General features: G+C 63.9%; 6 protein-coding genes. All 6 read left to right on the forward strand.

Annotated elements, in window-relative coordinates; genetic code table 11:
- Window positions 1–652, forward strand: a 652-nt coding sequence (gene flgH / locus AC1DT2_RS11850; protein WP_477296382.1) for a flagellar basal body L-ring protein FlgH, incomplete at its 5' end; no start/stop codon positions are given.
- A complete protein-coding gene (locus tag AC1DT2_RS11855; protein WP_477296383.1) occupies window positions 652–1,779 on the forward strand; it encodes a flagellar basal body P-ring protein FlgI in 1,128 nt (375 codons plus the stop codon). The genes flgH and AC1DT2_RS11855, both read left to right, overlap by 1 nt.
- A 1-nt stretch (window position 1,780) precedes the next feature.
- Window positions 1,781–2,788 (forward strand): flagellar assembly peptidoglycan hydrolase FlgJ, encoded by a 1,008-nt coding sequence (gene flgJ, locus AC1DT2_RS11860; protein ID WP_477296385.1) that lies wholly within the window; start codon window positions 1,781–1,783, stop codon window positions 2,786–2,788.
- A 37-nt stretch (window positions 2,789–2,825) separates the two neighbouring features.
- A complete protein-coding gene (flgK, locus tag AC1DT2_RS11865; protein ID WP_477296386.1) occupies window positions 2,826–4,697 on the forward strand; it encodes a flagellar hook-associated protein FlgK in 1,872 nt (623 codons plus the stop codon).
- 2 nt (window positions 4,698–4,699) lie between these two features.
- Entirely contained in the window at window positions 4,700–5,896 is a 1,197-nt protein-coding gene (flgL, locus tag AC1DT2_RS11870; RefSeq protein WP_477296387.1) for a flagellar hook-associated protein FlgL, read from the forward strand.
- 579 nt (window positions 5,897–6,475) lie between these two features.
- Window positions 6,476–7,696: flagellin N-terminal helical domain-containing protein (locus AC1DT2_RS11875; RefSeq protein ID WP_477296388.1), on the forward strand; the 1,221-nt coding region annotated here is incomplete at its 3' end.

The following is a 7,696-nucleotide window of genomic DNA, read 5'->3' on the forward strand; positions in this document are numbered from 1 at the left end:
CGCCGCGCTGCCGTTCGCCGCCCTCACGGGCYGCGCGATCGTGCCGCCGACGCCGAAGCCGATGTACACCGCCACGCTGCCGCCCGAACAGACGGCCGCACCGCAGGCGACCGGCTCGATCTACGCCGACCAGACGTCGCTGGAACTGTTCTCCGATCCGCGCGCGCATCGTGTGGGCGACATCCTGACCATCTCGCTGGTGGAAAGCACGCAGGCCAGCAAGAAGGCCACGACGGCCACCAGCAAGAAGAACGGCAACAACATCACCGCTCCCACGATCCTCGGCCATGGGCTGAAGATCGGTGGCAACACGGCGAACAGCACGCTGGAAAGCGACAACTCGTTCGCCGGCGATGGTTCTTCGAGCCAGAGCAACGCGCTGACCGGCCAGATCACGGTCACCGTGGCACAGCGTCTCTCCAACGGCGCGCTCATCGTGCGCGGTGAGAAGTGGCTCACGATCAACCAGGGTGAGGAGTTGGTGCGTATCTCCGGCATCGTTCGCGCCCAGGATATCGGCAACGACAATATCGTCCCGTCCAGCCGCGTAGCTGACGCCCGTATCGAATACGTCGGCAAGGGCACGCTGGCCGATTCGAATACGCGCGGCTGGCTGTCGCGCTTCTTCGACTCGAAGTGGATGCCGTTCTGATGACGACCTTCGCACTCCGCGTTCGCAGCGTCGTCCGCACGGCCGTGGCTGTGCTGGCCCTCGGCGCCATCGTTCCGGCGCAGGCCGATCGCATCCGCGACCTGGTCCAGGTTGGCGGCGTGCGCACCAATCAGTTGATCGGATACGGCCTTGTCGTCGGCCTCGACGGCAGCGGTGACCAGACCAGCCAGGCTCCCTTTACCACCCAGAGCCTGGAGAACATGCTCCAGCAGTTCGGCGTGACCGTGCCGGCGAACGTGCGTCCGCAGCTGAAGAATGCCGCGGCCGTGACGATCACGGCTGAGCTGCCGCCGTTTGCCAAGCCGGGTCAGCGCATCGACGTTACCGTCGCGTCGATCGGCAATGCGAAGAGCATTCGCGGCGGCGAACTCCTCATGTCGCCGCTGAAGGGTGCCGATGGCAACATTTACGCCATCGCACAGGGTAGCGTCATCGTGGGCGGCGTGAGTGCGCAGGGCAAGAGTGGCTCCAGTGTGCAGGTCAACATTTCCGCCAGCGGCCGCATTCCGGGCGGCGCCAGCATCGAGCGCAGCGTGGCGTCCTCCTTCGACAAGGGCGGCGACCTCATGCTCAATCTCAACACCGCCGACTTCACCACCGCCGCCCGTATCGCGGAGGCGGTGAATCGCAGCTTTGGCTCGGGCACGGCCAACGCCATGGATTCTGGTTCGGTCGCCGTACGTGCGCCGTTGGATCCGTCGCAGCGCGTCTCGTGGCTCTCGACCATCCAGGCACTGGAAGTCACTCCGGGTGATGCGCCGGCGCGGATCATCGTGAACTCGCGTACCGGTACGGTCGTGATCGGTTCCGATGTCAAGGTTGGCGCGGCCGCCGTGGCTCACGGTTCCATCCAGGTCACGATCAGCGAGCAACCGCAGGTCAGCCAGCCGAATGCGTTCTCGCGTGGCCAGACGGCCGTCGTGCCGAGCAGCCAGGTGGCCGTGAGCGAAGACGGCGGCCACATGTTCAAGTTCGGTCCGGGCACCAGCCTCGACGCTATCGTGCGCGCGGTGAACCAGGTTGGCGCATCGCCGAGCGATCTCATCTCGATCCTGCAGGCGTTGAAGGAATCCGGCGCCCTGCACGCGGAACTGGTGGTCATCTGACATGGCAAGCACGGTCGACGCACAGAAGCTTGGCACTTACTCGGACATGTCCGGGTTTGCCGGCCTGCGCGCGGCCGCACAGCAGAACTCCAAGGCAGCGCTGCCGACGGTTGCCAAACAGTTCGAATCGATCTTCACGCAGATGATGCTGAAGTCCATGCGCGACGCCAGTTCCGCGCTGGGCGACGACATGATGGGCTCGCAGGCCGCCAACTCGTATCGCGACATGTTCGATCACCAGTTGTCGGTGACACTGTCGCAAGGCAAGGGCATCGGTATCGCCGACATGCTGATGCGGCAGCTCGGTGGGACACCGTCAACCAAGTCCGACTCGGCCGACAACGGGCTATTCACCGGTGTGACCGGTGATGCCACGACGGCCGATGCCGTCTCGTCCAAGTCGGACCAGGACAGCGGTCTCATGGACTCGCTCGAACACCTGCTCGGTAAGGCGGGGCAGGCAGTCGGCGACGGCGCGAACGCGGTGGCCAGCGCCGTGGGCAAGATGTCCATTACCAGTCCCGAAGATTTCGTACAGAAGCTCGCGCCCCACGCGATCGAGGCGGCGAAGAAGCTCGGCGTCTCCGTGCGCGCTCTGCTCGCCCAGGCGGCCCTCGAGACGGGCTGGGGCAAGCACATGCCGGCGCAAGGCACCACGGCGAGCAACAACATGTTCGGCATCAAGGCTGGCAGCAGCTGGGACGGCAAGCGGGTCAACGTCCCCACCCTCGAGTACGAAAACGGTGTCGCCGTGCGCAAGAAGGATAGCTTCCGCGCCTACGACTCCCCCTCGGACTCGTTCAAGGATTACGCAAACATGGTCGCCAGCAGCCCGCGCTTCGCGAGTGCTGTCGGCCGTGGCGACGATATCGCCGGCTTCGCGCATGCGCTGACCAATGGTGGCTATGCCACCGACCCCAGCTACGCGCAGAAGCTCACCGATATCGCCAACGGGCCAGTGATGAAGCAGGCGCTCGCAGCGCTCAAGCAAGTCGCAGGCGATCTGTAAGCACGGGCCCACGACGAGTTAAACGAAGGAATAGACGATGGCCGATCTGCTCTCCACCGGTGTATCCGGACTGCTTGCCTCGCAAGTGGGCCTAGCCACCGTTGGTCACAACATCAGCAACGTCAATACCGCGGGCTATACGCGGCAGACGACGACATTCAATGCACGGGCGCCTCAGTACAGCGGCGGGTATTACGTCGGCCAGGGTGCCGACGCGATCAGTGTGCAGCGTGCGTACAGCCAGTTCCTGACCCAGTCGGTGTGGTCGGCGAACTCCGGGCAGAGCCGCGCGTCGCAGTATGCCAACCTCACTGCCTCGGTAAACAATGCCGTGAGCGGCTCGGCAAACCTGCAGACGGCGCTCGACGGATTCTTCGGTTCCGTGAGCGACGTGGCCAATGCGCCGATCGACACGGCCAGCCGCCAGGCCATGATCGGCAAGGCGAACACGCTGGTCGCGACGTTCAAGTCGCTTTCTTCGCAGTTCCAGCAACTCGACCAGCAGACCAACCAGCAGATCAGCGCCGCCGTGGACAGCATCAATTCGCTGGCCAAGAGCATCGCTGATCTGAACAGCCAGATCGGGAAGGGTTATGCCGGCGGTGCGGTACCGAACGACCTGTTGGACGCACGTGACCAGGCGGTGGCCCAGCTGTCGCAGATCGTCGGTGTGAACGTCACCCAGAACACCGATCACATGTATACGGTCTCGGTGGGCAACGGCCAGCCGCTGGTCAGCGGCACCAACGCCACCACGTTGAGCACGGCGAACAACCAGTACGACGCGTCACGGCTGGAAGTCGTCGGCCCCGGCGGCTCGGTGATCAGCAACCAGCTGGGTTCGGGTTCGCTCGGCGCGACCTTCGATTTCCGCACCAACGTATTGGACCCGGCGCGCAACCAGCTCGGCCGCGCGGCCATCGCGATGACGGACGCCTTCAACAAGCAGAGCGCGCAGGGCATCGATCTGAATGGTGCCGCCGGCGGCGATTTCTTCAGCATTTCCGACCCCGCCGTGTTCAACAGCACGACGAACAAGGGCACCGGCTCGGTGACAGCCACGGTCAGCGACGTCTCGAAGCTCGATGCTTCCGACTACATCATGCGGTACGACGGCACCAACTGGTCGGCGACCACGACGGCCGGTGTGACCGTTCCCATGACGGGCACGGGCACGGCCGCGGATCCCTTTGTGGTCGGCGGCCTGAAGGTCACCGTTGGCGCAGGTGCCTCCGCAGGCGACAGCTTCCAGATCCAGCCGACGCGCAACGCGGCCTCGACGATGGCCGTGGCCGTCAGCGATACCAACAAAATCGCCGCATCCGGCCCGCTGGCTGCCACCAAGGGCGCGGGAAACACCGGAAAGGGCGTACTCGGCAACCTCACGGTCACGGATGTCACGAATCCAGCGTTCAACACCCCAGCCACGATTACGTTCACCTCGCCGACGACCTATTCCATCAATGGCGGCGCCCCGCAGACTTACGCGGACGGCGACACCATCACCGGACCGGGCTGGACGCTAAAGCTGACGGGCGCGCCTGCCGCTAACGACACGTTCTCGGTAAAACCGGCGGGTTCGGCCAGCGGCGATAACGGCAACGCACTCGCCATGGCCAACGTCGCCACCAAGGGTGTGCTCGACAACGGCGTGACGACGGTGGGTAAGGCCTATAGCCAGTTGATCGCCCAGGTGGGCACGGCCGGTTCACAGGCGAACACCGCGCTGACGGCGCAGCAAAGCATTCTCGATCAGGCGACGGCGTCACAGCAGAGCCTGTCCGGCGTGAACATGGACGAAGAAGCGGCCAATCTCCTGCGTTTCCAACAGTCGTACGCGGCTGCAGCGCAGGTGATCAACACCGCCAACACGATCTTCAACTCCCTTCTAACCGCAGTGCAGGGCTGATTATGCGTATTTCGACATCCTGGAGCGCGCAGCAATCCGTCAACACGATGCTGGATCGCCAGTACGACCTGTCGCAGACCCAGCTCGCGCTCGGCAACGGCAAGGCTATCCAGACGCCTGCGGACAATCCTGCGGCGGCGGCCCGAGCGGTCGACGTCAGTTCGGCCAGTGCGCAGAACGACCAGTACACGCGCAATATCCAGTCGGCGAATACAAAGCTTTCGGCCGAGGAGAGCACCATTTCGTCAGCGGGCGATATCCTCGACCGCATCCGCACGCTCACCCTGGAAGGCATGAACGGCACGCAGACCGACGAGTCGCGACAGTCCATCGCCACCGAGCTCCGCCAGACGCTCGGCCAGCTCGTGGCCCTGGGCAACACGAAGGACGGGCAGGGCGAGTACCTTTTCGCCGGTAGCCGTACTTCCACCCAGCCGTTTACCCAGTCCGATCTCAGCGTCAGCTATGGCGGCGACCAGAACCAGCGCATGGTGGCGGCCGCGGCGGGCCTGCAGGTCGCCACGGGCGACAGCGGTTCCGATGTCTTCATGTCGATCCGTGGCGGCAACGGCACCTTTGTGACATCGGCTGGCGCGACCAATACCGGTACCGCGGTGGTCGGCGCGACGTCGGTGACGGATGCATCGCAATGGGATGGGGGTAGCTACACGGTGAACTTCACCTCGCCCACGACCTATGAAATACACGACGCGACGAATCCCACTGGCCCGGYGCTTTCGACAGGCACGTATTCGGGCGCCAGCGGTACGATCAATTTCAAGGGTGCCCAGCTCAATGTCACCGGCACGCCAGCCACGGGTGACTCGTTCGCTGTCGGGCCGTCCTCGTCACAGGATGTGTTCTCGACGGTGGCCGGCATCATCAATGCCTTCGAAACCCCGGGCGGTGGTGCGGGCATGAACAATCAGCTCAACGCGCAGCTGCAGAACCTCGACCAGGCACAGACGAGTTTCACCGACACGCGCACCAAGATCGGTGCCCGCATGAACATCCTCGATCAGCAGACGCAGATCAGCGCGGATACGTCGCTGCAATACGCCAGCACGCTGTCGGATCTGACGGAACTGGACGTCGCGAGTGCCGCCAGCAAGTTCTCTCAGCAGCAGGCCGCCCTCGATGCGGCGCAGCAGTCGTACGTCAAGATGCAGAATCTGTCGTTGTTCAACTATCTGAAGTAGAGACCGCGACATGTGGAAAGGAGGGCGGCCGATGGCCGCCTTTTTTCTTGGCCGCTCGTTGCCTGCCCGCTCCGCTCTTTGTAGGAGCCGATTCATCGGCGAGCTCTTCCTTCGGTGGGGGACTGAGGCCAGCAACCTCGATGTCGCGGCTGCGCCGCGGGCTTATTCACCATTCGCCGATGAATCGGCTCCCACCGAGCCCGCTTTGTTGGAGGGGGTGAGGCTAGCAACCTTGATGTCGCGGCTGCGCCGCGGGTTTATTTGCTATTCGCCGATGAATCGGCTCCCACCGAGCCCGCTTTGTTGGAGGGACTGAGGCCAGCAACCTTGTGGTTGAGCTGGCTTGAAAATAAGCCTAAACCCCGGGCGTCATGTGCCGATAAGGAACCCGACAGAGCCTGGGGCGCAGTTTCTTCCGGACCCTGATCAAGAAAGTTGTTGACAGGCAGAAAAAGTTCTCAAGTTTCTTCCCGGCGTGCCGTAAACCTCTCTGAGGCGGAAGGCTTCCATTACGGAACCCCGCCGGACTACGCCGCACAACCTCCGGCATTTCGGTTCCGCTTACAAAGGATTATTCCCATGGCTCTGACCATCAACACCAACATCATGTCGCTGAACGCTCAGCGTAACCTGGGCGCTTCGCAGACGAAGCTCGCCTCGGCTATCGAGCGTCTGTCGTCGGGTAACCGCATCAACAGCGCGAAGGACGACGCCGCCGGCCTCGCCATTTCGACCCGCATGACCACGCAGATCAACGGCCTCAACCGCGCCGTGCAGAACGCCAACGACGGCATCTCGCTCTCGCAGACGACCGAATCGGCTCTCGACGAAGTCACGAACAACTTGCAGCGCATCCGCGAGCTGGCCGTTCAGTCGACCAACGCTTCCAACTCGGACAGCGACCGCTCGGCTCTCGACGCCGAAGTCCAGCAGCGTCTGTCGGAAGTCACCCGTATCGCCACGCAGACCAACTTCAACGGCATGAAGGTCCTGGACGGCTCCGCCCAGAACCTCAGCTTCCAGGTCGGCGCGAACGTCGGTGAAGTCATCAACGTCAACCTTAACAGCGGCATGAAGGCCAACCAGGTCGGCCAGCTGGCCACCGGTTCGCTTGCCGCTGCTTCCTTCCCGAAGGGCCTGACGCTTGCCGCTGGCGACCTCACCGTCAAGGTCGGCGCCGGCGCGGTGGTGAATGTCGCGGCTGGTAACTACGGCAGCGTTTCCGACCTTGCCACCGCGATCAACAAGGCCGCTGGCTCGACCGTCGCTTCCGTCGATGGCACCACGGGTGAACTGTCCGTCACGGGCGGTGCGGGCAACGCCCTCACCTTCGGCGGCGCGGCTCAGGGTACGCTCGTCCTGCCGGCAACGGTTGCCGCCGGTGCCACGGGTGCTTCGACCGCCGCTGTCGCAAAAACCGCCACCAGCATCAACCTCGTCGCTGGCGACGCGTCCTTCACGGTCGGCGGCAACTCCTTCGACCTGACCGGCTCGTTCAAGTCCATGCAGGATGTGGCCGACGCGATCAACTCGAAGTCGGGCAAGGGCATCAATGCCTACGTGTCGACGGACGGCTCGCTGAAGTTCTCCTCGGCTTCCGAGATCACCGTTACGACGAGTGGCTCGGCTGCTGCGACCGCCCTCGGCATCACGGCACAGGACGACAAGGTCAGCACGACCCAGACCCTCGCCGACGCCAACGTCAAGACGGTCGACGGCGCGAACGACACGATCAACCGCATCGATGCCGCCCTGCAGTCTGTCTCCGACCTGCGCTCCACCCTCGGCGAGGTGCAGATG

Source organism: Luteibacter sp. P4_E6 (genome assembly GCF_056401535.1).